15 protein-coding genes are annotated in these 24,995 nt (G+C 69.6%); 14 read left to right on the plus strand and 1 reads right to left on the minus strand.

Going from position 1 to position 24,995, the window contains the following annotated elements:
• Positions 1 to 312: 312 nt before the first annotated feature.
• Positions 313 to 3,174 (plus strand): SpoIIE family protein phosphatase, encoded by a 2,862-nt coding sequence (locus tag FB465_RS21670; protein ID WP_145792978.1) that lies wholly within the window; start codon positions 313 to 315, stop codon positions 3,172 to 3,174.
• On the opposite strand, the gene FB465_RS21675 is transcribed toward FB465_RS21670, so the two are convergent.
• Entirely contained in the window at positions 3,158 to 5,962 is a 2,805-nt protein-coding gene (locus FB465_RS21675) for a PKD domain-containing protein (protein ID WP_170290659.1), read from the minus strand. The two genes, FB465_RS21670 and FB465_RS21675, sit on opposite strands and share 17 nt — an antisense overlap.
• Before the next feature lie 256 nt (positions 5,963 to 6,218).
• Between FB465_RS21675 and FB465_RS21680 the strand changes: the two genes are divergently transcribed.
• From FB465_RS21680 to FB465_RS21740, 13 genes are all read left to right on the plus strand, one after another.
• Positions 6,219 to 8,753 (plus strand): SpoIIE family protein phosphatase, encoded by a 2,535-nt coding sequence (locus FB465_RS21680; RefSeq protein ID WP_425461199.1) that lies wholly within the window; start codon positions 6,219 to 6,221, stop codon positions 8,751 to 8,753.
• A 130-nt stretch (positions 8,754 to 8,883) separates the two neighbouring features.
• On the plus strand, positions 8,884 to 10,626 hold the full coding sequence (locus FB465_RS21685; RefSeq protein ID WP_145792982.1) for an ABC transporter family substrate-binding protein: 1,743 nt from the start codon (positions 8,884 to 8,886) through the stop codon (positions 10,624 to 10,626).
• A gap of 276 nt (positions 10,627 to 10,902) precedes the next feature.
• Positions 10,903 to 12,771, plus strand: a complete 1,869-nt coding sequence (gene typA, locus FB465_RS21690; RefSeq protein ID WP_145792983.1) for a translational GTPase TypA — start codon at positions 10,903 to 10,905, stop codon at positions 12,769 to 12,771.
• Positions 12,772 to 13,173: 402 nt separating this feature from the next.
• A complete protein-coding gene (locus tag FB465_RS21695) occupies positions 13,174 to 14,805 on the plus strand; it encodes a peptide ABC transporter substrate-binding protein (RefSeq protein ID WP_145792986.1) in 1,632 nt (543 codons plus the stop codon).
• Positions 14,806 to 14,945: 140 nt separating this feature from the next.
• On the plus strand, positions 14,946 to 15,872 hold the full coding sequence (locus FB465_RS21700; RefSeq protein ID WP_145792988.1) for an ABC transporter permease: 927 nt from the start codon (positions 14,946 to 14,948) through the stop codon (positions 15,870 to 15,872).
• Complete coding sequence (locus tag FB465_RS21705) at positions 15,865 to 16,794, plus strand: ABC transporter permease (protein WP_145792990.1); 930 nt, start codon at positions 15,865 to 15,867, stop codon at positions 16,792 to 16,794. Before FB465_RS21700 ends, FB465_RS21705 begins: the two co-directional genes overlap by 8 nt.
• A 17-nt stretch (positions 16,795 to 16,811) precedes the next feature.
• The gene (locus FB465_RS21710; protein WP_145792992.1) at positions 16,812 to 17,861 is read left to right on the plus strand and encodes an ABC transporter ATP-binding protein; all 1,050 of its coding nucleotides are present in this window, start codon (positions 16,812 to 16,814) and stop codon (positions 17,859 to 17,861) included.
• Entirely contained in the window at positions 17,854 to 18,897 is a 1,044-nt protein-coding gene (locus FB465_RS21715) for an ABC transporter ATP-binding protein (RefSeq protein ID WP_145792994.1), read from the plus strand. The genes FB465_RS21710 and FB465_RS21715 overlap by 8 nt, the downstream gene beginning before the upstream one ends.
• A gap of 151 nt (positions 18,898 to 19,048) precedes the next feature.
• The gene (locus FB465_RS21720) at positions 19,049 to 20,692 is read left to right on the plus strand and encodes a peptide ABC transporter substrate-binding protein (protein WP_145792995.1); all 1,644 of its coding nucleotides are present in this window, start codon (positions 19,049 to 19,051) and stop codon (positions 20,690 to 20,692) included.
• Between the two features lie 63 nt (positions 20,693 to 20,755).
• The gene (locus tag FB465_RS21725; protein WP_145792997.1) at positions 20,756 to 21,679 is read left to right on the plus strand and encodes an ABC transporter permease; all 924 of its coding nucleotides are present in this window, start codon (positions 20,756 to 20,758) and stop codon (positions 21,677 to 21,679) included.
• A complete protein-coding gene (locus FB465_RS21730; protein ID WP_425461200.1) occupies positions 21,672 to 22,700 on the plus strand; it encodes an ABC transporter permease in 1,029 nt (342 codons plus the stop codon). The genes FB465_RS21725 and FB465_RS21730 overlap by 8 nt, the downstream gene beginning before the upstream one ends.
• 12 nt (positions 22,701 to 22,712) lie before the next feature.
• Positions 22,713 to 23,777, plus strand: coding sequence for an ABC transporter ATP-binding protein (locus tag FB465_RS21735; RefSeq protein WP_145792999.1), 1,065 nt, complete (start codon positions 22,713 to 22,715; stop codon positions 23,775 to 23,777).
• Positions 23,767 to 24,924 carry an ABC transporter ATP-binding protein gene (locus FB465_RS21740; protein ID WP_145793000.1) on the plus strand — a complete coding sequence of 386 codons (1,158 nt, stop codon included), beginning with the start codon at positions 23,767 to 23,769 and terminating at the stop codon, positions 24,922 to 24,924. The genes FB465_RS21735 and FB465_RS21740 overlap by 11 nt, the downstream gene beginning before the upstream one ends.
• The last annotated feature ends 71 nt before the right edge of the window (positions 24,925 to 24,995 follow it).

Here is a 24,995-nt window from a genome sequence, read left to right on the forward strand (position 1 = left end):
CGTTGCCTCCCGCTTCGCGCAGTTCTCCCCCAGCCTTCGGCCGGGAGGTGCCCCCACGCGCCCCTGGTGTGGTTGCTCGTCCGAATGACCTACTGGCGCAGCCCTTAGCCCAGGTAGGTCAATCGGAAAAGACGACCCACATGCCGGGATAGCCTGTCTATGTGGTGGGTATGTCACTGTTCGGCAGCATTCGTCACCATCGGTGAGGCTGGCCGGCCACCTCGGCGAGGCCGGGCCGGCGACCTCACCGACGCCATCCCGCACCGCGGCGCCCGGCCGAGGTGCGCAGCCCGAGAGCCGGAGGCCCCGTCGGTGTCGACAACGGGTAACGGCGGGGGAGAACGGCGAGCCCAGGGCCTCCCCCGGCGCGGGTCGCAGCGCGCGGCCGGCCCCGTCATGGGCGGCGGCGGGAGCGTCGGCGGGAGCGGCAGCGGGACCAGGAGTGGGGCCACCGGCGGCAAGGCCGCCAGGAGCGCGGGCAGCGCCGCCGCCCGTGCCCGCCTGCGCCGCCGTACGCCGCCCGCGCCCGTTACCGCCCGAGCCTCGGCCCCCCAGCGGCCCAAGCCACCGGCCGCCACCTCGCCGGAGCCGGCCCGCCGCCGCGGGAGCTCCCTTCCGACCGTGGACAGCGCCCCGGTCACCCGCTCGGTGCGCGGAGGGCCCGCCGCGCCCTTCCCCGGGACGGCCGTCCGGCCCGCCCAGCAGTTCGGCGAGCACACCCAGGGCAGCCTGTTCGACGTGGTCAAGGTCGCCATCGCGATCCTCGACACCTCCGGCCGGGTGGTCCTCTGGAGCCCGGCGGCCGAGGAGCTGCTCGGCTGGCCGAGCGAGCTGCTGGTCGGCCGTCGGATCGACGAGCTGATCCTTGACGAGGCGCTGGTCGCCCAGACCCGTACCGCGATCCAGGACACCCTGCGCAACGGCCGCTGGCACGGCCTGACCGAGCTGCGGAACCGGGAGGACGTGAAGGTCCCGGTCGAGGCGCGGATCTCGCTGCTGGTGGACGGCGACGGTACGCCGTTCCTCCAGGTCGCCCTCGCCGAGGCCCGTGCGTTGCAGGCCGTCGAGCGGGACCTCGCCGTCCGGGACGCGCTGTTCGAGCAGTCACCCCTCGGCATCGCCATCCTCGACACCGACCTGCGCTACACCGCCGTCAACCAGACCCTCGCCGAGATGAACGGCGTCGCGGCCGAGGACCACGTCGGCCGCACCACCGGCGAAACCCTCCCCGAGCGCGCCGCCGACGAGATCACCGCGATCCAGCGCCAGGTACTGGCCACCGGTGAGCCGGTCATCGACGTCACGCTCGCCTCCCCGGTCACGGCCCGCTCGGGCTTCCGCTCGATCTCGTACAGCCGGATGACGGACCGCAGTGGCAAGGTGCTCGGGATCTCCGGCACGGTGATGGACGTGACCGAGCGGTACCGGGCGGTGGCCAAGGTCGAGCACGCCCGCCGCCGGCTCTCGCTGCTCAACGAGTTCGGCTCGCGCGTCGGCGACCTGCTCGACGCCTCCCGGATCGCCCAGGAGCTCGCGAGCGCCGTCGTGCCCCGGCTGTCCGACTACGCCGCGGTGATCCTGTTGCAGGCCGTGGCCCACGGCGACGACCTGCCCCGCCACGGCCACGACCGCCGGACGTCACTGCTCCAGCTCGGCACGGCCTCCGTCCAGGACGGCCCGGAGGTGGAGGTGATGCTCAGGCGCGGTGCCAGGATCACCTTCGCCGAGGACTCCTCCTTCGGCCGGGTGCTGCGCACCGGAGTGCCCGAGCTGCTGTCCGGGGCCGAGGAGTTGAGCGATCTGAGCTACCCCGGCGACCCGAAGGTGCAGGCCGCCCACGAGCTGGGCGTGCACTCCCGGCTGGTCGTCCCGCTACGGGCCCGGGGCATCGTGATCGGCCTGCTGGTGGTCAGCCGCGCCGGCTACCGCGAGGGCTTCGACCGTGACGACCTGGCCTTCACCGTGGAGCTCGCCGACCGGGCCGGCAGCTCGCTCGACAACGCCCGTCTGTACGCTCGCGAGCGGACCGCCGCGCTCACCCTGCAGCGCACCCTGCTGCCCCAGCAGGTGCCGCAGCCGGCCGGTGTCGAGGTCGCCTACCGGTACGTGCCGGGCAGCAGCGGCACCGAGGTCGGCGGCGACTGGTTCGACGTCATCCCGCTGCCGGGCGAGCGCACCGCCCTGGTGGTCGGCGACGTGATGGGCCACGGACTGCGCGCCGCCGCGACCATGGGCCGGCTGCGCACCGCCGTCCGCACCCTGGCCGGGCTCGACCTGCCCCCGGACGTCCTGCTCCGGCACGTCCACGAGCTCGCCGACGACCTGGCCCAGGGCCCCGACGAGGCCCTGCTGGCCACCTGCGTCTACGCCGTCTTCGACCCGGCCACCGGCCGGCTGACGGCGACCAAGGCCGGCCACATCCCGCCCGTTCTGATCGTCCCCAAGGAGGCGCCCGAGGAGCCCGCCCGGATCGGCAGCTCACTGCCCGGCGGGGTCGGCCAGATCCTGGACCTGCCCTCCGGTGCGCCGCTCGGCGTCGGCGGCGTCCCCTTCGAGTCGATCGAGCTGGACATTCCCGAGGGCAGCCTGCTGGCCCTGTGCACCGACGGCCTGGTGGAGTCCCGCGACAAGGACCTGGACGTCGGCCTCGGCCGGCTGCTCAGCGTCCTGGAGCAGCCGTACGCCTCGATCCAGCAGGCCTGCGAGGCCGTCCTCGACACCATGGAACAGGGCCGCGAGCCCGACGACGTGGCCCTGCTGCTGGCCCGGCTCGGCCGCGGCCAGGCTGGGATCCCGACGGCAGGCTGGACGCTTCCCGCCGAGCCCACGGCGGTCTCGCGAGCCCGCCGCCTGGTCCGCGGCACCCTGGCCGAGTGGGCCGTCGAGGAGCTCACCGACACCGCCGAGCTGCTGGTCAGCGAACTGGTCACCAACTCCGTCCGGTACGCCAGCGCCCCCATCGGCGTACGGCTCACGCTCGGCGACACCCTGCTCGTGGAGATCTCCGACCCGCTGCCCGACCCGCCCCGCGAGCGCCACGCCGCCGAGGCGGACGAGGGCGGGCGGGGGCTGGAGCTGGTCCGCCGCCTGGCCCTGCGCTGGGGCGCGCGGGCGGAGGGCATGGGCAAGGTGGTCTGGTTCGAGCTCGACCTCGACCTCACTCAGCCGCAGTGAAGCCCTGCAGGTCGACCAGCACGTCCGTCCAGCCGCTGCGGTTGTAGACCTCGATGTACCCGTCCTCGGAGACCGGCACCAGCGCGAGGTTCGGCACGGTGGCCCCGGCGGTGAAGTTGACGATCGAGGTGTTCGGCCGGGTGGAGCCCGCCGCGTACGCGGTCAGGTAGCCCCCGGTAGTCGGCCCGGTCGCCGTCAGGTTGACCAGCACGGCGGTCGCCCCGGCCGGGACGCCGGCCACCCCGCCGACCTTGACCTGCACGATGCTGTCGGGCCCGAGCGTCTTCGCGCCGCGGGTGTCCAGGAGCCGGGTCGGGGTGGTGCTCAGGAACGGGCTCGTGCCCGACGCCGGCACGGAGTAGAAGCCCTGGATGTCCGCGATCAGGTGGACGTTGCCGGAGCGGTTGTAGAGCGTGACCGTGCCGTCCGGCTCGATCGGTACGGTGACCTGGTTGGCCACGGTCTGGCCGACGGAGAAGTTCAGGCTGGAGTGGCTCGGCGGGTTGCCGTCGGGTGCCGCGGTCACGTAGCCGCCGGCGGTGGGCTCGGTGGCGGTGAGGTTGAGGACCACCGCACTCGCGTCGGACGGCACACCGCCCAGCCCGCGCACCTTGAACCGGAGCGTGCTGCCGGGCCCGGCCTTGCCCTGCTGCGCACCGGTCCCGTCACGAGTGTCCAGCACCCGGGTCGGCGTCGCGGCCGTCAGATAGGAGCCGACGCCCGCACCGGTGTAGTAGCCCTCGATGTCGGCCACCAGCTGGGTGAGTCCCGCGTGGTTGTAGAGCGAGATGGTCCCGTCCGGGCCGACCGGGACCACCACGGCGTTGGCCACGGTCTGACCGGCCGTGAAGTTCAGGTTCGACACGGTGGGCCGGGCGCTCCCGCTCGGATACGCGGTCACGAACCCGGCCGCGGTGGGCGTGGTTGCGGTGAGGTTGAGCAGAACGGCGGTCACCTTGCCGTCGGCGGGCACGTTGCCGCGCCCGGTCACCTGGAGCTTCAGCACGCCGCCGGGGCCGACCGCGCCGGGCTGGGATCCGGTGCCGTTGCGGGTGTCCAGCAGACGGGCCGGTGCCACGGTGGAGAAGATGCTGCCGACCGTGACGGTGCGTGAGGCCTTCGCCGAGCGGCCCTTGATGTCGGTGACGGTCGCCGTGACGGTGTACGTGCCCGGCGCGGCATAGGTGTGGCGGTCCGTGGAGCTGCCGGCCGGGGTGCCGTCACCGTAGTCGTAGGAGACGCCGGCGATCGGCCACGGGCTCTTGGTGGCGGAGGTGTCCGCCAGGACGCGCAGCGGCCGGTGCTCCCACTCGCCCTCCTTCTCGTCCCGGACGACCGTCAGCTGAGGCTGGATCGGCCCGGGGGCCGCCACGGTGACGACCGAGGTGCTCGTCCTGGTGGCGCCGAGGCCGTTGGTGGCGGTCGCCGTGACGGTGTAGGTGCCGGGTGCCCCGTAGGTGTGCTTCACGGGGAAGGCCGGCAGGCCCACCGGAGCGGTGCCGTCGCCGAAGTCCACCGAGCTCTGGGTGATCTCCGCCCAGGGCGAGCTCAGCGTGCCGGTCACGGTCACCTCCAGGGGTGACTCGTCGTCAGCCGTCGGGGCGGCGGACATCCACAGCCGCAGCGGATCCTGCACCTCGATCGCGCCCCGGTCGTAGTAGCCGGAGCCCGTACCGGAGTTGGCGACCAGCGGGTCGTCCACGCGGGGCTTGCCGTCGAGGGCCGTGCTCAGCTCGCCGGGTGCGTTCGCGTCGGCCGAGTCGATCGTCGCGGCCCGCTCGCTGGGACTGCGCCAGAAGCCGGGACTCGCGGAGATGTCGTGGGCGCCCTGGCCGGAGGCCTTCTGGTACGACGCGACGTCCGGGTGGGTCTCACCGGCCCAGGCGTACGGGGTGTGGCTGCCGGGGCCGACCAGGTTGTAGTCGGCCTTGAGGCCGGCCGCGGAGGCGGCGGAGACGGAGAGGTCGACACGGGTCGGGGACGGGCAGCTGCCGCTCGGGGAGGCGGAGCCCTCGGCGGCCAGCAGGACGTTGTTCTCCACGAACGACTCGGACGAGTTTCCCGCCAGCTCGATCCCGGGGCCACAGGTCGAGACGACCGTGTTGCTGGTGACCACGGTGCCCGGCGCGTCGGTGACGGACACCCCGTGGCCGCCGCCGCCCAGGAAGGCGTTGGTCGTGATCACCGCATGCTCCACGCCCGGGTCCACGGCGACGCCGTCTCCGAAGGAGGAGATGACGAAGTTGCGGCTCACCGTCACCTCGCTGCTCCGACCGGTGATCCGGATGCCGGGGTAGTGGCCGGCACTGCCTGCCCGGTTGACCGTGAGGCCCTCCAGCGTGACCCGGCCGGAGTCCGTTGCCAGTACGGCTTCCTGCGGGCCGGCCGCGAACAGGTTCCTGACGGTGACGTCGTGGACGCCCTCGAGGCTCAGGGCGTGCGCGGCGCCGGTGATCGTCGCGGCGCTGCCTCCGGCCCACCGGTCCGGTCCGACGAAGGTGACCGGTGCGCCGGGCGTTCCCGAACGGGTCAGATGCACGTCCTCCCGGTAGACGCCGGTGGCGATGTGCACGGTCTGGCCCGGCCGGACCACGTTCGCAGCCGCCGAGACGGTGCAGAACGGCACCGCTTCGCTTCCGGCGGCCGCCGCGGAGTCCGCGCAGTGGGCAGCGGGGTCGTTGTTGACGAACAGGTTTTCGGTGTCGGCCTGCGCCGCGCCGGCCAGTGGCAGGCCGCCGGTCACCGAGAGTACGAGCGCTGCCAGCCCTGCAATGCGTGCGGTACGCACGACGGCCCCCCGAGAGTCGATCGCGATAGCGGCTCGTGCGGCGGGCCACGGGTTCGTCCCGGTCGTCTCGCGTCGCACGGCAAGGCGATCTTGTCAGATCTGCGCGCGGTTCGAACAGGCGCGGCCGGGTAAGGACCCCCGGGGAGGCCTCCTCGATTCGATGTTGTGATGTTGGGGGCGTGTGCGCCTGCGCTCCGATGATGAATACTCGGTCTTCTCGACATCCGGATGGGCGCGGGTTGGAGGGGTCGGTCCGTTGAACAGCATCCCGGCGCGGAATGCGCCGAGTGGCAGCGGCCATGCCGCCGTGCCCGGCCAGCTGGGCGCTCCGACCGACCATGCCGCCGGGCGCACCGCACTGGGCGGGTGGGGCCACGGCAGGCCGGGCTCGATCTACGACTACGTCCGGGTCGCCACCTTCGCGATCGGCTCCGACGGCCGGATCAGCCAGTGGAGCGGCCGCGCCGCCGAGTTCTTCGGCGTGCCGGCCGCGGAGGCGGTGGGCGCCGACGCGGTGACCACCTTCATCCCCCGGGAGCTCTGGCAGCGCGGCCGGGCCCGGTTGGAGCGGATCCTGGCCGGGGAGGAGTGGGTCGGCACCGCGCCGTACCGCGACGCCGACGGGATCGAGAGCCTCGCCGAGGTCTACCTGATGCCCGACAGCGGAGCCTCCGGCGCCACCTGTCTCGCCGTCGACCTGGGCAGGCTGCGCCGGATCGAGACCGATCTGGCCGCCTCGGAGGCCGTCTTCGGGCAGACACCCACCGGCTTCTTCCTCTTCGACCTCGACCTGCGGCTGCAGCGGGTCAACGACGCCTTCGCCACCGGCGTCGGGCTCCCGGCCGGCGAGCTCCACGGGCTCACCCCGTACGACCTCTTCCTGCCCGGCGAGGCGGACCGCCTGATGGTGGCGCTGCGCAAGGTGCTGGCCGGCGGCGATCCCATCCTCGACCTGCGCTTCACCGGCGCCGTGCCGCGTACGGCCACCGTCCCTCCCCGGGACGGCAGCAGCAGACGGTGGGCCATCTCGCTCTACCGGCTGAACAGCTCCGCAGGCCGCCCGATGGGCGTGGCCGGGCAGGTCCTGGACGTCACCAGCCGCCATGTCGCCGAGCGCGAGGCGGCCGGGGTGCGCCGCAGCCTGGCCCTGATCAACGAGGCCAGTACCCACATCGGCTCCACGCTCGACCTGGAGACCACCGCGAAGGAGCTGCTCGACGTCATCGTCCCGCAGTTCTGCGACGTGGCCACCGTCGACCTCTACACCGCCCTGCTCACGGGCGACTCGGGTCCGCTCTCCGGACAGGCGGGCTTCTCGGACGGCTGCGGCGAGCTGCGCCGGGTGGCCGTCTCCAGCGTGGTCGGCGGGGCGTCGAGCGTCCTGGGTGCCGAAGGGTCCGTCCCGGTGGCCGAGGCCGGGGGCACGCTCTGCTACCCGCGCCGCTCCCCGCACGCCCGCGCCCTGCGCACCGGCCGCAGCGTCGTCCCGCAGCCGGGCCCGGACCCGCTGCTGCGCTCCACCCTGGTCGTCCCGCTGGTCGCCCGCGACCAGGTGCTCGGCCTGGTCCAGCTCTCCCGGGCGATCGGCAGCGAGCCCTTCGACGCCCGGGACGTCGCGATCGCCGAGGAGCTGGTGGCCCGGGCCGCCGTCTGCGTCGACAACGCGCGGCTCTACCGCCGCGAGCACGAGCGCGCCCTGATCCTCCAGCGCAGCCTGCTGCCCCCGGGCAACCCGGCCGCCACCGGCCTGGAGATCGCCCGCCGCTACCTGCCCAGCAACAACAACACCGAGGTCGGCGGCGACTGGTTCGACGTCATCCCGCTGCCCGGCAGCCGTACCGCACTGGTGATCGGCGACGTGATGGGCCGCGGCCTGCGCGCCGCCGTCGCGATGGGCCAGCTCCGGACGGCGGTGCGCACCCTCGCCATGCTCGACCTCGACCCGGCCGAGGTGCTCAGCGCACTGGACGAGATCGCCCGCGGCCTGGGCGGCGACACCAGCTCGCCCGGCGAGGAGTCCGCCGAGCTGTACCTCGCGACCTGCGTGTACGCCGTCTACGACGCGGTCACCCAGCGCTGCGTCTTCGCCAACGCCGGCCACCTGCCGCCCGTGCTGCTCAGCCCGGACGAGCCGGCCAGGATGCTGGACGTCCCGCCCGGCCTTCCGCTCGGCGTCGGCGGCGAGCCCTTCGAGGAGGTCGAGGTCACCCTCCCGGACGGCGCCGTGCTCGGCCTCTACACCGACGGCCTGGTGGAGTCCCGCAAGCACCAGCTGGACGAGGGCCTGCGGGCCTTCCGTACCGCACTCTCCAACGGCTCCAAGGAGCTGGAGCTGCTCTGCGACGAGGTCCTCGACGAGCTGATCCCGCACCACGGCGAGGACGACATCGCCCTGCTGATGGCCAAGGTGCAGACCCTCCCCGAGGACGCGGTGGGGGACTGGAGGCTCCCGTCCGAGCCCACCTCCGTGGCCAAGGCCCGCGAGCTGGCCTGCAGCTGGCTGCTGGTCAGGGGCCTGGACGAGCTGGTGGACACCACCGAGCTGCTGGTCAGCGAGCTGGTCACGAACGCCCTGCGGCACGGCCGCGGCGACATCCGGCTGCGTCTGCTGCGTGACCGTACGGTGGTCTGCGAGGTCTGGGACGACGGGTACGCGCAGCCCAGGCAGCGCCGTGCGCAGGAGACCGACGAGGGCGGCCGCGGGCTTCAGCTGGTCAGCCTGCTGGCCGAGCGCTGGGGCAGCCGCCGGACGCCCAACGGCAAGATCGTCTGGTTCGAACTCGCACTCTGAAGAGTGAATAGGCCGGTCGGGTGCTTCTCGGCACCCGGCCGCCGTGTCGCGGGCACGCGGGTGCCCGGTATGCCCTTCAGTGGTCAACTACCCAGATCTTCGGGTCAGCTGACGAATTGAGGGAGGGCGTATGCGCGCCAACCAGGTCACCGCCGCGGCCCTCGCACTGCTCCTCACCACCGCACTGGCCGGCTGCTCCGACGACTCCGGCTCCGCCGCCACCGCCTACGACGTCACCGCCGCGAACCGCGCGGACGTCCGCGACGGCGGCACCCTGCGCTGGGCCGTGGACGCCGTCCCGGCCACCCTCAACGTCTTCCAGCCCGAGGCCACCGACGACTCGGGCCTGCTCGCCCGCGCCCTGCTGCCCAGCCTCTTCCGGCTGGACGGACACGCCCGGCCCGACGCCGACCCGGACTACCTGGTCGAGGCGGAGTCCACCCCGGCGGGCCAGACCCCGCAGACCGTCACCTACCGGCTCAATCCCAAGGCCGTCTGGAGCGACGGCACCCCGATCTCGGCCGCCGACTTCACCGCCCAGTGGCACGCCCTCTCCGGCGCCGACCCGGCGTACCACAGTGATCACCCGGCCGGTTATGCGGCGATCACCGCCGTCGCCCAGGGCGCCGACGCCCACGAGGTCAAGGTGACCTTCAAGCAGGCGTACGCGCCCTGGCGGTCCCTGTTCAGCCCGCTCTACCCGGCGGCCGCGACCAGCACCCCGGCCGCCTTCAACCAGCCGCTCGCCGACTCCTTCCGCACCTCGGCGGGCCCCTTCACGATCCGCGAGTACGACCGCACGGGCGGAAAGGCGACCCTGGCCCGCAACCCCCGATGGTGGGGCGACGCCCCGAAGGCCGAGGCGATCGACTTCCTGGCCACCCCGGCCGCCAACCGCCTGGACGCGCTGGACCAGGGCAAGCTGGACGTCGCCGCGCTCACCACCTCGGTCGACCGCGCAGCCCCCGGTGGCGTGGTGGCCGCCGCTCCGCCGGACGCCGCCGCGATGGTCGAGGCCTCCGTGCACGCCCTCAAGCGCGCCGAGTCCCTGCCCGGCCTCACCCTGCACCGCGCCGCCGCCCCGGCCTTCACCCAGCTCACGCTGAACGCCACCAGGGGCCCGCTCACCGATCTCGCCGTCCGCCGGGCCGTCGCCCGCGCCGTCGACCGGCAGCGGATCGCCACCGCGGCCCTCTCCCCGCTGGGCCTGAGCGCCGTTCCGCTCGGCAACCACCTGCTGATGACCGACCAGGAGGGCTACCAGGACAACAGCGGGGCGGTCGGCGGGGAGGCCGCGGGCAAGATGCTGGACGAGGCCGGCTGGAAGGCGGGCGCCGCCGCCCGCACCAAGGACGGCAAGGACCTCAGCCTCGCCCTGCTCATCCCCGACGGCTCCGCCACCGCCCGCCGTACCGCCGACGCCCTGACCGCCAACCTGGCCGAGGCCGGCATCACCGTCCACTCGCAGCCGGTCGCCGTCGGCAGCTTCGTCAAGGACCACCTGGCGACCGGGGACTACGACCTCGCCCTGTTCTCCTGGCCCGCCACCGGCTACCCCGCCGGCGACGAGCGCGCCCTCTACGCCAAGCCCCAGCCGGGGCCGGACGGCCTCCCCGTGATCGGCCGCAACTACGCCCGTACCGGCACCGAGGAGATCGACCACCTCTTCGACCGGGCCGCCGCCGAGCTCGACCCCGCCGCCCAGCACAGGCTCCTCCAGCAGGCCGACGCCCGGATCTGGCAGCTCGCCCACTCCGTCCCGCTCTTCCAGCGCCCCGACCTGGTCGCCGTCCGCAACAACGTGGCTGGCGCGGGCGCCTACGGCTTCACCTCCCCGCGTTTCCAGGACCTGGGCTTCCGCAAGGGCGCTTGAGCCGATTCGTCCGCCGTCGACCGGCTCTGAGCGGTTTCCGAGCAGCATCGGGCACGGCCGGGAATTGTGATCTTGGGCCCACTGTCCTGCCCGGAGCTGCCCGTTTCTGCTTCGTTGGGTGGTTCCACGTACCATAGGAGGAAGCCGTGGCATGTCGTGCCCGGCGGGTGGACCGGTAGTAGCAGGCGGAACGGGCGGCGGCGATCAAAAGGGATCGCAAGTCGGCGTCACGCAGCCGGGCGCCGCAACCCACGAATCCGGGAGAATCCGCTCCGCATGCCCACGCGCAATGACATCCGTAACGTTGCCATCGTCGCCCACGTCGACCACGGCAAGACCACCCTGGTCGACGCCATGCTGAAGCAGGCCGGCGCTTTCGCGGCCCACCAGCACCTCGACGACCGGATGATGGACTCCAACGACCTGGAGCGCGAGAAGGGCATCACCATTCTCGCGAAGAACACCGCCGTCAAGTACCACCCCAAGGAGGGTGGCGCCCCGATCACGATCAACATCATCGACACCCCGGGCCACGCCGACTTCGGTGGCGAGGTCGAGCGCGGTCTCTCGATGGTGGACGCGGTCGTTCTGCTGGTCGACGCCTCCGAGGGCCCGCTGCCGCAGACCCGCTTCGTGCTCCGCAAGGCGCTGACCGCCAAGCTGCCGGTCATCCTCTGCATCAACAAGACCGACCGTCCGGACTCCCGGATCGACGAGGTCATCAACGAGACCTACGACCTCTTCCTGGACCTCGACGCCACCGAGGAGCAGATCGAGTTCCCGATCGTCTACGCCTGTGCGCGGGACGGCGTCGCCTCGATGACCAAGCCGGAGGACGGCACCGTGCCGGCCGACAGCGACTCGCTGGAGCCGTTCTTCTCCACCATCCTGGAGCACGTCCCGGCCCCGACGTTCGACGAGAACGCCCCGCTCCAGGCGCACGTCACCAACCTGGACGCCGACAACTTCCTCGGCCGTATCGCGCTCTGCCGTGTCGAGCAGGGCGAGCTGCGCAAGGGCCAGCAGGTCGCGTGGATGAAGCGCGACGGCTCGGTCCAGCAGGTCAAGATCACCGAGCTGCTGATGACCGAGGCGCTCACCCGCAAGCCGGCCGAGGTGGCCGGTCCCGGCGACATCTGCGCCGTCGCGGGTATCCCGGACATCATGATCGGCGAGACCCTGGCTGACCTGGAGAACCCGGTCGCCCTGCCGCTGATCACGGTGGACGAGCCGGCCATCTCGATGGTCATCGGTACCAACACCTCGCCGCTGGTCGGCAAGGGCGGCAAGGGCCACAAGGTCACCGCCCGCATGGTGAAGGACCGCCTGGACCGCGAGCTGATCGGTAACGTCTCGCTCCGCGTGCTGCCGACCGAGCGTCCCGACGCCTGGGAGGTCCAGGGCCGTGGCGAGCTGGCGCTGGCCATCCTGGTCGAGACCATGCGCCGCGAGCTCTTCGAGCTGACCGTCGGCAAGCCGCAGGTCGTCACCAAGGTCATCAACGGCAAGGTCCACGAGCCGGTCGAGCGGATGACCATCGACAGCCCCGAGGAGTACCTCGGCGCGATCACCCAGCTGATGGCGACCCGTAAGGGCCGCATGGAGACCATGACGAACCACGGCTCCGGCTGGGTCCGCATGGAGTTCATCGTGCCGTCGCGTGGCCTGATCGGCTTCCGTACCCAGTTCCTGACCGACACCCGTGGCACGGGCATCGCGCACAGCATCTTCGAGGGCCACGAGCCGTGGTTCGGCGAGCTGCGGATGCGCAACAACGGTTCGCTGGTGGCGGACCGCGCGGGCGTCGTGACGCCGTTCGCGATGATGGGCATCCAGGAGCGCGGCACGCTCTTCGTCGAGCCCACCACCGAGGTGTACGAGGGCATGATCGTCGGCGAGAACTCTCGCCAGGACGACATGGACATCAACATCACCAAGGAGAAGAAGCTCACCAACATGCGTGCCGCTTCCTCCGACACCACCGAGAACCTGGTGCCGCCGCGCAAGCTCTCGCTGGAGCAGTCCCTCGAGTTCTGCCGCGAGGACGAGTGCATCGAGGTGACCCCGGAGACCGTGCGCATCCGCAAGGTCGTCCTGGACCAGAAGGAGCGCGGCCGTACGGCTTCGCGCGCCAAGAAGAACTGACCTGCACCAACGAAACCGGCCGGTGTCCTTCGGGACGCCGGCCGGTTTTTTGATCACTCTTCGCTGTCGACGCGCGTAGCTTGTTTCAGTGGCCGATGTTCGGTTATCGGACGTGATGACCCGTCATTCATGCCAAGTGTCCGTTTCATACCTGTCTGGGTATGTCTGCTATGTCCGATTCTCGACGTCAAGATGTCTTTCATGTGACCAAATTGAGATCGGTAATGGTCGGGTTCGTGTCCCAGAGTGACCGATAGTGGGTGAAGTCGAGCTCGGGTCCAGGGTTACGCGCAGGGGTGCGCGCCGAACCTCGAGCGAGGAAGCACCGCCCGTTCCGGCACGGATTGCCGGACATTCTCCGCGGTGCTCTCCACGTGAACCGTTGATTCAGGAGGCATCCCCATGCGCGGTGCTAGCCAGGCCAAGTGGGTCGTCGCAGCTGTTGCTGTCGCCCTCGCCGCAACTGCTTGTGGCAGCGGCGGATCTTCGAGCAGCAGCTCGGACAGCGCTGTGAACGCCCAGGGCGTGTTCAGCTACCAGAGCGCGGAGCCGCAGAACCCGCTGCAGCCGGCCAACGCCATGGAGAACCAGGGCGGCCGCATCATCAAGCAGCTCTTCAAGGGCCTGGTCGACTACGACCCCGCCAATGGCAAGCTGCGCAACCAGGTCGCCGAGAAGATCGAGACGACCGACGCCAAGAACTACACCGTCACGCTGAAGGCCGGCTGGACCTTCCACGACGGCACTCCGGTCAACGCCCAGTCCTTCGTGGACAGCTGGAACTGGTCGGCCAACACCAAGAACGGTCAGATCAACTCCGACTGGTTCTCGGACATCGCCGGCTACGACGCCGTCCACCCGGAGAAGGGCGACCCGACCGCCGACAAGATGTCCGGTCTGAAGGTCGTCGACGACACCCACTTCACCATCGAGCTGACCGGCCCGGTCTCGTACTTCCAGTACAAGCTCGGCTACACCGCCTTCTCGCCGCTGCCGAAGGCCTTCTTCACCGACCCGGCCAAGTACGGCCAGTCGCCGATCGGCAACGGCCCCTACAAGTTCGTCTCGTGGGAGCACAACAAGGCGATCACCGTTGCCGCGTACGACAAGTACGCGGGCGTCGACAAGGCGAAGAACGGCGGCATCGTCTTCAAGAACTACACCCAGCCCGAGGCGGCCTACAAGGACCTGGTCTCGGACAACCTGGACGTGCTGGACCAGGTCGACCCGAGCGACCTGGCCTCGTACAAGAACGACCTGGGCGACCGCGCCGTCGACCAGGCCCAGGGCGCCATCCAGAACATCAGCTTCGCGCTGTACCAGGGTGACTGGAAGGGCCAGGACAAGGCGAAGGTCCGTCAGGGCCTGTCGATGGCGATCGACCGCGACACCATCACCAAGACCGTGCTGAACGGCTCGCGTCAGCCCGCCGACAGCTGGGTCGCGCCGGGTGCCATGGGCTACAAGGCCGGCACCTGCGGCGAGTTCTGCAAGTTCGACCCGGCGAAGGCGAAGCAGCTGATCACCGAGGGCGGCGGCGTCCCCGGCAACAAGATCACCATCGTCTACAACTCCGACGGCGGCCACAAGGAGTGGGTGGACGCGGTCTGCAACTCCATCCGCCAGTCCACCGGCGTGGAGTGCCTCGGCGACCCGAAGCCGGACTTCAAGACCTCGCGTGACCTGATCAAGAAGAAGCAGGTCAGCAGCATGATGCGGACCGGCTGGGTGCAGGACTACCCGCTGAACGCCAACTTCCTGCGCGACGTCTACGGCAGCGGTGCCGCGGCCAACGACGCCGGCTACTCCAGCCCGGAGTTCGACAAGTTCGCCGCCGAGGCGGACAAGGCGACCACCGTCGAGAAGACCGCCGAGCTGTACCAGCAGGCCGAGGCCCAGCTGGCCAAGGACATGCCGGCGATCCCGCTCTGGTACTACAAGACGACCTCCGGCTACTCGAACAACGTCCAGAACGTGAAGTTCGACTCCTTCGGTGACCCGGTGTTCAGCCAGGTCGAGGTCAAGCAGAAGTAATCAGGTCGGCACCGCACGGCTTGAACCGACACGGCCGGTGCCCGCTCCCACCCCACAAGGGTGGACCGGCACCGGCCGTTGTCACGCCGAGTACCTCTGGATCGGGATGATGGCCCGCCAGAGCATTGGATGGAGGCACGATGGGGCGCTATGTCGCGAGGCGACTGCTCCAAATGATCCCGGTGTTCCTGGGCACCGTCACCCTGATCTTCTTCATGGTGCATGTTCTGCCGGGTGACCCGGTCGCTGCGATGTGGGGCGACAAGGCGGTGGACCCGGCCCAGCTCGCCGCGTTCAAGCACGCGCGAGGGCTCGACCAACCGCTGTTCCAGCAGTACCTGGACTACATGGGCAAGCTGCTCACCGGTGACTTCGGCGTCGCGATGGACGGCCGCAAGGTGAGCGACAAGATCGCCGCAGCCATGCCGGTGACGATCCGGCTGGCCCTGCTGGCCTTCGCCATCGAGCTGGTGCTCGGCGTGACGATCGGTCTGTTCGCCGGCCTGCGCCGCGGCAAGGCCTTCGACAAGAGCACCCTGGTCCTCACGCTGCTGCTGATCTCCATCCCCGTTCCGGTGCTGGGCTTCATCTTCCAGAACATCTTCGCCACGCAGCTGAAGTGGGTCACCCCGACCGTCCAGGACTCCATGAACATGGGGCAGTTGGTGCTCCCGGCCATCGTGCTCGGCTCGCTCTCGCTGGCGTACGTCGCCCGGCTCACCCGGACCTCCATCGCGGAGAACATCAAGGCCGACTACATGCGCACGGCGGTGGCCAAGGGCCTGCCGAAGCGCAGGGTGATCGGCACCCACCTGCTCCGCAACTCGATGATCCCGGTGGTCACCTTCCTGGGCACCGACCTCGGCGCCCTGATGGGCGGCGCGATCGTCACCGAGGGCATCTTCAACGTCAAGGGCGTCGGCTTCGAGCTGTACCACGCGATCAACCTCAAGGAGGGCGCGACCGTCTCCGGTTTCGTCGTCGTCCTGGTGCTCGTCTACCTCGCCGCCAGCCTGATCGTCGACCTGCTCTACGCGGTCCTGGACCCGAGGATCCGGTATGCCTGACCTGCTCGAGAAGACCAAGAGCGCGGACATTCCCGCGCAGACCGCCGAGAAGCCGGAGAAGGCGCGAAGCCTCGGCCTGGACGCCTGGCACGACCTGCGCCGCCGCCCGATCTTCATCCTGTCGGCGCTGATGATCCTGCTGCTGATCGCCTTCGCCATCGCCCCGAGCCTGTTCACCTCGGTGGACCCGCGGGCCGGCGATCTGCGCCACCACTTCCTGAGCAAGCCGAACTACGGGCACTTCTTCCAGCCCGACTGGTTCGGCTACGACGGCCAGGGCCGCTCGATCTACGCCCGGATGATCTACGGCGCCCGCGCCTCGGTGGTCGTCGGCATCTGCGTCACCGCGGGTGTCACCCTCCTCGGCGGCATCACCGGCATGCTGGCGGGTTACTTCGGCGGCTGGGTGGACACCCTGATCTCCCGGGTCACCGACATCTTCTTCGGTATCCCGCTGCTGCTGGGCGCCCTGGTGGTGCTCAACGCCTTCACCTCGCGCACCATCTGGAGCGTGGTCTTCGCCCTGGTCGCACTCGGCTGGACGCAGATGACCCGCGTGATGCGCGGTTCGGTGATCACCGTGAAGCAGGCCGACTACGTCACCGCCGCCAAGGCGCTGGGTGCGGGCACCGGCCGGATCCTGTTCAAGCACATCCTGCCGAACGCGATCGCCCCGGTGATCGTGGTCGCCACCATCGCGCTCGGCGGCTACATCGCCACCGAGGCGACGCTGAGCTTCCTCGGCATCGGCCTGCAGGACCCGACCATCTCCTGGGGCATCGACATCAACTCGGCCCAGAAGGTCATCCGGACCGCCCCGTTCGCGCTGTTCTTCCCCGCAGGCATGCTGAGCATCACGGTGCTGGCGTTCATCATGCTCGGTGACGCGGTGCGCGACGCCCTCGACCCGAAGCTGCGCTGAGAGAGGCGGAGAACACCATGACCACCGTCATTGAGAAGGCCGAGACGACCGATCGGCTCGTCCCCGGCACCCCGCTGCTCGAAGTCCGCGACCTGCACGTGGAGTTCAAGACCCGCGACGGCATCGCCAAGGCCGTCAACGGCGTGAACTACTCGGTCGCGGCGGGCGAGACGCTCGCAGTGCTCGGCGAGTCCGGGTCCGGCAAGTCCGTCACCGCGCAGACCATCATGGGCATCCTGGACATGCCCCCGGGGCGCATCACCTCGGGCGAGATCCTCTTCCGCGGCCAGGACATGCTCAAGATGTCCAACGAGGAGCGCCGGAAGATCCGCGGCCGCAAGATCGCGATGATCTTCCAGGACGCGCTGTCCTCGCTCAACCCCGTGCTCAGCGTGGGCTACCAGCTCGGCGAGATGTTCCGGGTGCACCAGGGTGCCTCCCGCAAGGAGGCCAAGGCGAAGGCCATCGAGTTGATGGACCGGGTGCGCATCCCTGCCGCGGCTCAGCGGGTGGGTGACTACCCGCACCAGTTCTCGGGCGGTATGCGTCAGCGCATCATGATCGCGATGGCGCTGGCCCTGGAGCCGGACCTGATCATCGCGGACGAGCCCACCACCGCCCTGGATGTCACCGTCCAGGCGCAGGTGATGGACCTGCTGGCCGAGCTCCAGGCCGAGTACCACATGGGTCTGATCCTGATCACCCACGACCTCGGCGTGGTCGCCGACGTCGCGGACAAGATCGCGGTGATGTACGCCGGCCGGATCGTCGAGACCGCCCCCGTCCACGAGCTGTACGCCAACCCGGCGCACCCCTACACCAAGGGCCTGCTCCGCTCGATCCCGCGCCTGGACCAGAAGGGCGAAGAGCTCTACGCGATCAAGGGCCTGCCGCCGAACCTGCTCAAGGTCCCGGCCGGCTGTGCGTTCAACCCGCGCTGCGAGGCGGCCACCGACCTCTGCCGCACCGAGATCCCCGCGCTGCACCAGGTCATGGACAAGGACGGTGCCGAGCTCGCCGGCCGCCGCAGCGCCTGCCACCTCTGGAAGGAGACCCTCCATGGCTGAGCCGATCCTGGAGGTCAAGGACCTGGTCAAGCACTACCCGCTGAGCCAGGGCATCCTCTTCAAGAAGCAGGTCGGCGCGGTCAAGGCGGTCGACGGGATCAGCTTCGAGCTGATGCCCGGCGAGACCCTGGGCATCGTCGGCGAGTCCGGCTGTGGCAAGTCCACGCTGGCCAAGGTCCTGATGAACCTGGAGCGGGCCACCGCCGGCCAGGTGCTCTACAAGGGCGAGGACATCTCCAAGCTCTCGGGCGCTGCGCTGAAGGCCGTTCGCCGGAACATCCAGATGGTCTTCCAGGACCCGTACACCTCGCTGAACCCCCGGATGACGGTGGGCGACATCATCGGCGAGCCCTACGAGATCCACCCGGAGGTGGCGCCGAAGGGCGACCGCCGCAAGGCCGTCCAGGATCTCCTGGACGTCGTGGGCCTGAATCCGGAGTACATCAACCGGTACCCGCACCAGTTCTCGGGCGGTCAGCGTCAGCGCATCGGCATCGCCCGCGGTCTGGCGCTCAAGCCCGAGATCATCATCTGCGACGAGCCGGTGTCGGCCCTGGACGTCTCGGTGCAGGCCCAGGTGATCAACCTGCTCGAGCAGCTCCAGAAGGACTTCGAGCTGTCGTACATGTTCATCGCGCACGACCTCTCGATCGTCCGGCACATCTCCGACCGCGTCGGCGTGATGTACCTCGGCAAGATGGTCGAGATCGGCAGCGACGAGCAGATCTACGAGCACGCCACCCACCCGTACACCCAGGCGCTGCTCTCGGCCGTGCCGGTGCCGGACCCGACGGCGCGCGAGACCCGCGACCGGATCGTCCTCTCCGGGGACATCCCCTCGCCGGCCAACCCGCCGTCCGGCTGCCGCTTCCGCACCCGCTGCTGGAAGGCGGAGGAGCGCTGCTCGACCGAGGTCCCGCTGCTGGCGGTGCCGGAGGTGCTGAGCGGCCCGGCCAAGCACGAGTCGGCCTGCCACTTCGCGGCGGAGCGCGACAACGGGCAGAGCGCGGCGGAGCGCGTTCCCGCCACGGTCTGACCCTGCCTCATCCCGAAGGGCCCACAGCGTTCACCTGCTGCGGGCCCTTCGGCGTCCTCCCTCCACCCATCCGGACGCACAACGGTCGCGCCGCCGCAAGCGCGCGCTTCTCATGGGGTGTGATGCGTTACACATCCCGAGGAGGTCTTCCATGCCTGCAGCCACCCGAGTGCGCTGGGCCGTGATCGTGGCGACGTCGGTGGCTCTGGTGGCCACCGGGTGCAGCAGCAGTAAGAGCAGTGGCGGGGGCGGTAGCGCCAGCGGTGGTGGCGGCGGCATCGTCCGGGCGTGGTGGGGTGACCCGCAGAACCCGCTCGAGCCGGCGAACACCAACGAGGTGAACGGCGGCGCGGTCCTCAACATGATCTTCACGGGTCTGGTCGCCTACGACCCCAAGACCAGCAAACCCAGTAACGCCAACGCAGACTCGATCACCTCGACCGACCAGCAGACCTGGACCGTCAAGCTCAAGCCGGGCTGGAAGTTCAGCGACGGCACGACGGTGACCGCCAGCTCCTACGTGAACGCGTGGAACTACGGCGCGCTGTCCACCAACAAGCAGCTCGGCAGCAGCTTCTTCAGGTACATCCAGGGCTTCGATCAGGTGGCGCCTGCGTCCGGTAATCCCACGGCGCAGACCCTGTCCGGCCTCAAGGTCGTCGACGACAACACCTTCACCGCCACGCTCACCCAGAAGTTCTCCACCTGGCCCGCAACCCTCGGGTACTCGGCGTACTTCCCGCTGCCCGCGAGCTTCTTCTCCGACCATGCGGCATACCTCAACAAGCCGGTCGGCAACGGTCCGTACGAGATCACCTCCTGGACCAAGAGCTCGTCCATGCAGCTGCGTCCGTTCAGCGGCTACAGCGGCACGGACAAGCCCGCGAACGGCGGCGTCGACCTCAAGGTCTACACGGACACCAACGCCGCGTACGCCGACCTCCAGGCGGGCAACCTGGACGTCGACAACGGCATCCCGAACAGTGCGCTGAAGACCATTGAGACCGACCTCAACGGCCGCTTCCTCAACACCCCCGCCGGCATCATCCAGACCATCTCCTTCCCGCTGTACCAGCCGCAGTGGAGCACCCCCGGAGCGGCGATGGTCCGCCAGGGGATCTCGATGGCGATCGACCGGCCCACCATCACCAAGGTGGTCTTCAACCAAACCCGTACCCCGGCCACCGACTGGACCTCGCCGGTGCTGGGTGCCGCGGGCGGCTACAAGGAGGGCCTCTGCGGTGACGTCTGCACCTTCAACGCGGCCAAGGCCAAGCAGCTGATCGAGCAGGGCGGCGGCATCCCCGGCGGACAGCTGACGATCAGCTACAACGCCGACGGCCCGCACAAGGAGTGGGTCGACGCGGTCTGCAACAGCATCAACAACGCCATGGGCAACACCAGTTCGTGCGTCGGCCGTCCGGTCGGCACCTTCGCGGACTTCCGCAACCAGATCACCACCAAGCAGATGACCGGCGCCTTCCGTACCGGCTGGCAGATGGACTACCCGCTGATCCAGAACTTCCTCCAGCCGCTGTACACCACCAATGCCTCCTCCAACGACTCGCACTACAGCAACCCGCAGTTCGACAGCCTGGTGAACCAGGCCAACGCGAACCCGGACGAGACGGCTGCGGTCGGTCAGTTCCAGGATGCCGAGAAGCTGCTGATCACCGACCTTCCGGCGATCCCGCTCTGGTACCAGAACGGCACCGTGGGCTGGTCCTCCAAGGTCTCGAACGTGCTGCTGAACCCGTTCAGCGTCCCGGTCTACAACCAGATCACCGTCAAGTAGTCGGCGGCGGCGGCTGGGCCCACCGGGTCCGGCCGCCGCCTTTCCGGCCCGCTGGAGGTTCGCATGGGACGCTACGTCATCAGACGCCTGCTCCAGATGATCCCGGTGTTCATCGGGAGTACCTTCCTCATCTTCGTCATGGTCCACGCGCTCGGCGACCCGGTGAACGCGCTCTTCGGCGACCGGGCCCCCGACCCGGCCATCGCGGAGCAGATCCGCGAGCAGTACAACCTGAACGACCCCCTGTGGCTCCAGTACCTCAAGTACATGAGCAAGCTCTTCACCTGGGACTTCGGGAACACCTTCAACGGTCAGTCGGTCACCTCACTGCTGGCCATCGCCTACCCGGCGACGATCAAGCTCACCGCGGTGGCCTTCACGATCGAGGTGATCTTCGGTGTCGGCTTCGGCCTCATCAGCGGGCTCCGCCGCGGCGGGTGGTCGGACAACGGCGTGCTGATCCTCACCCTGGTGGTCATCTCCATCCCCACCTTCGTCACCGGCTACGTGCTCCAGTACCTGTTCGGCGTGAAGTGGGACATCTTCCCCGCGACGGCCGGTGAGGATCTGACCCTCGACTCGCTGATCCTGCCCGCCATCGTGCTGGCCTCGGTCTCGCTCGCGTACGTCGCCAGACTCACCCGGACCACCGTTGCCGAGAACTCCAAGGCCGACTACGTGCGCACAGCCACGGCCAAGGGCCTCCCGCGCCGCCGGGTCGTGGTCAACCATCTGCTGCGCAACTCGCTGATCCCGGTCGTCACCTTCCTCGGTGCCGACCTCGGCGCGCTGATGGGTGGCGCCCTGGTGACCGAGCGCATCTTCAACATCCACGGCGTGGGCTACTACCTCTACCAGGGGATCGTCCGGCAGAACACCAACACGGTGGTCGGCTTCGTGACCATCCTGATCATCATCTACCTGGCGGCCAACCTGCTCGTCGACCTGCTCTACGCGGTCCTGGACCCGAGGATCCGTTATGCCTGACCAGGAGAAGTACAACCACTCGGACCCGCTGGCGGACGCCGGTACCGAAGAGGAGGAGATGCCGAGCGCGGTCGAGAGCCGGACGTTCGACCTCGGCACGATGGAAGGTCAGACCTTAATCAAAGCGGAGCGCCTGAAGGACGAGCCGGAGGTCGCCGCGAGCGACGAGCGGGTGGTGGCACGCAGTCTCTGGCAGGACGCCTGGCGCGACCTGCGGCGCAACCCCATCTTCATCATCTCCGGTCTGCTGATCATCTTCCTGGTCGTCATGGCGATCTGGCCGGGCCTCTTCACCTCGACGGACCCGCTGAAGTGCGACCTGTCGAAGTCCCAGCAGGGCGCCGAGTCGGGTCACCCGTTCGGCTACGACACCCAGGGCTGCGACGTCTACTCCCGTACGATCCACGGCGCCCGGGCGTCCATCACCGTGGGCGTCTGCGCCACCCTCGGCGCGGCCCTGGTCGGCACCGTGCTCGGCGGGCTGGCCGGCTTCTTCGGCGGCTGGGGCGACTCGGTCATCTCCCGGGTCGCCGACATCTTCTTCGGCATCCCGATCCTGCTCGGCGGTCTGGTCTTCCTGTCGGTGATCCCGAGCCGGTCGATCTGGATCGTGGTGGCGTTCATCGTGGTCCTCGGCTGGCCGCAGCTGGCCCGCATCGGCCGAGGCGCCGTCATCACAGCCAAACAGCAGGACTACGTCACGGCCGCCAGAGCGCTGGGCGCCGGCAACTCGAGACTGATGCTGCGCCACATCCTGCCCAACGCGGTCGCGCCGATCATCGTCGTCGCCACCATCGCGTTGGGCACCTACATCGCTCTGGAGGCCACCCTGAGCTTCCTCGGCGTGGGCCTCAAACCGCCGACGGTCTCCTGGGGCATCGACATCTCGTCGGCCTCGGCGACCTTCCGCAACGCGCCCCACATGCTGCTCTACCCGGCCGGTGCGCTCAGCCTCACCGTGCTGGCGTTCATCATGCTCGGCGACGCGGTGCGCGACGCGCTCGACCCCAAGCTGCGCTGAGAGAGGCCTTCAATGAGTACCAGCGTGAGCAGCACGCAGCCCGATCCGCGAGGAGCCGCCGCCGACTCCCCGGACGCGCTCCTGCTCGACGTCCGCGACCTGCACGTGGAGTTCCGGACCCGGGACGGCGTGGCCAAGGCCGTCAACGGGGTCGACTACTCGGTCCGCGCAGGGGAGACCCTCGCCGTCCTGGGCGAGTCCGGGTCCGGCAAGTCCGTCACGGCGCAGGCGATCATGGGCATTCTGGACAGCCCGCCCGGCCACATCACCGGCGGCGAGGTCATGTTCAAGGGCCGGGATCTGCTCAAGCTCGGCACTGAGGAGCGCCGGAAGATCCGCGGGTCGCAGATGGCGATGATCTTCCAGGACGCACTCTCCTCCCTCAACCCCGTGCACACCGTCGGCGCGCAGCTCGGCGAGATGTACCGGGTGCACCAGGGCGTCTCCCGCAAGGAGGCCAAGGCGAAGGCCATCGAGCTGATGGACCGGGTGCGCATCCCTGCCGCGGCTCAGCGGGTGGGTGACTACCCGCACCAGTTCTCGGGGGGTATGCGTCAGCGCATCATGATCGCGATGGCGCTGGCCCTGGAGCCGGACCTGATCATCGCGGACGAGCCCACCACCGCGCTGGACGTGACCGTCCAGGCGCAGGTGATGGACCTGCTGGCCGAGCTCCAGGCCGAGTACCACATGGGTCTGATCCTGATCACCCACGACCTCGGCGTGGTCGCCGACGTCGCGGACAAGATCGCGGTGATGTACGCCGGCCGGATCGTCGAGACCGCCCCCGTCCACGAGCTGTACGCGCGCCCCGCGCACCCGTACACCCGCGGCCTGCTGGACTCCATCCCGCGGCTGGACCAGAAGGGCGAGGAGCTCTACGCGATCAAGGGGCTGCCACCCAACCTGCTGCGGATCCCGCCGGGCTGCGCCTTCAACCCGCGCTGCCCGCGTGCCCAGGAGATCTGCCGCCAGGAGGTGCCGAAGCTGTTCCAGGTCACCGAGGACGACGGGGCGGAGCTGGCCGGGCGCGGCAGTGCCTGCTTCTTCTGGAAGGAGACCCTCCATGACGAATAACGGGTCCAGCGCACTGGGTGCCCCGGTGCCGGAGGAGATCGCGTTCAAGCAGAAGGTGTCAGGCGGTGAGCCTATCCTGGAGGTCCGCGAGCTGGTCAAGCACTTCCCGTTGACCAAGGGCATCGTCATCAAGAAGGTGGTCGGTGCGGTCAAGGCGGTGGACGGGGTCTCGTTCGACCTGATCAAGGGTGAGACCCTCGGCATCGTCGGCGAGTCGGGCTGCGGCAAGTCGACGCTGGCCAAGGTGCTGATGAACCTGGAGCCCGCCACCAGCGGCTCGGTGAGGTACAAGGGCGAGGAGATCTCCAAGCTCTCGGGCGCTGCGCTGAAGGCCGTTCGCCGGAACATCCAGATGGTCTTCCAGGACCCGTACACCTCGCTGAACCCCCGGATGACGGTGGGCGACATCATCGGCGAGCCGTACGAGATCCACCCGGAGGTGGCGCCGAAGGGTGACCGCCGCAAGGCCGTGCAGGATCTGCTGGACGTCGTGGGCCTGAATCCGGAGTACATCAACCGGTACCCGCACCAGTTCTCCGGCGGCCAGCGCCAGCGCATCGGCATCGCCCGCGGTCTGGCGCTCAAGCCCGAGATCATCATCTGCGACGAGCCGGTGTCGGCCCTGGACGTCTCGGTGCAGGCCCAGGTGATCAACCTGCTCGAGCAGCTCCAGAAGGACTTCGAGCTGTCGTACATGTTCATCGCGCACGACCTCTCGATCGTCCGGCACATCTCCGACCGCGTCGGCGTGATGTACCTCGGCAAGATGGTCGAGATCGGCAGCGACGAGCAGATCTACGAGCACGCCACCCACCCGTACACCCAGGCGCTGCTCTCCGCCGTGCCGGTGCCCGACCCGTCGGCGCGGGATCAGCGGGACCGGATCGTGCTGGCCGGTGACGTCCCCTCGCCGGCCAACCCGCCGTCCGGCTGCCGCTTCCGCACCCGCTGCTGGAAGGCGCAGGACAGGTGCACGGTGGAGGTGCCGGCCCTGATCGTGCACGACTGGCTCAAGGGGCCGGCGGCGCACGACTCGGCCTGCCACTTCGCCGAGGAGCGGGAGATCGAGCTCAGTGCGGAGGAACGCGCCGCACAGGCCAGAGCCCAACGCGAGAGTGAGCGCGAGGCCGAGCCGGAGGCCGAGTAACGCGTCAGGGCCCCTCGAAGCAGCTGCTTCGAGGGGCCCTGATTGCGGGGTGCGCGCCTAACCAGATACCT

Origin of the sequence: Kitasatospora atroaurantiaca, assembly GCF_007828955.1 — a bacterium.
In the GTDB taxonomy this organism is placed as follows: Bacteria; Actinomycetota; Actinomycetes; order Streptomycetales; family Streptomycetaceae; genus Kitasatospora; species Kitasatospora atroaurantiaca.

Bases quoted from the DNA above. Each gene is read 5' to 3' on its own strand.
- FB465_RS21685 (WP_145792982.1), top strand. From the start codon at position 8,884: ATGCGCGCCAACCAGGTCACCGCCGCGGCCCTCGCACTGCTCCTCACC.
- typA (WP_145792983.1), top strand. From the start codon at position 10,903: ATGCCCACGCGCAATGACATCCGTAACGTTGCCATCGTCGCCCACGTC.
- FB465_RS21695 (WP_145792986.1), top strand. From the start codon at position 13,174: ATGCGCGGTGCTAGCCAGGCCAAGTGGGTCGTCGCAGCTGTTGCTGTC.
- FB465_RS21700 (WP_145792988.1), top strand. From the start codon at position 14,946: ATGGGGCGCTATGTCGCGAGGCGACTGCTCCAAATGATCCCGGTGTTC.
- FB465_RS21705 (WP_145792990.1), top strand. From the start codon at position 15,865: ATGCCTGACCTGCTCGAGAAGACCAAGAGCGCGGACATTCCCGCGCAG.
- FB465_RS21710 (WP_145792992.1), top strand. From the start codon at position 16,812: ATGACCACCGTCATTGAGAAGGCCGAGACGACCGATCGGCTCGTCCCC.
- FB465_RS21715 (WP_145792994.1), top strand. From the start codon at position 17,854: ATGGCTGAGCCGATCCTGGAGGTCAAGGACCTGGTCAAGCACTACCCG.
- FB465_RS21720 (WP_145792995.1), top strand. From the start codon at position 19,049: ATGCCTGCAGCCACCCGAGTGCGCTGGGCCGTGATCGTGGCGACGTCG.
- FB465_RS21725 (WP_145792997.1), top strand. From the start codon at position 20,756: ATGGGACGCTACGTCATCAGACGCCTGCTCCAGATGATCCCGGTGTTC.
- FB465_RS21730 (WP_425461200.1), top strand. From the start codon at position 21,672: ATGCCTGACCAGGAGAAGTACAACCACTCGGACCCGCTGGCGGACGCC.
- FB465_RS21735 (WP_145792999.1), top strand. From the start codon at position 22,713: ATGAGTACCAGCGTGAGCAGCACGCAGCCCGATCCGCGAGGAGCCGCC.
- FB465_RS21740 (WP_145793000.1), top strand. From the start codon at position 23,767: ATGACGAATAACGGGTCCAGCGCACTGGGTGCCCCGGTGCCGGAGGAG.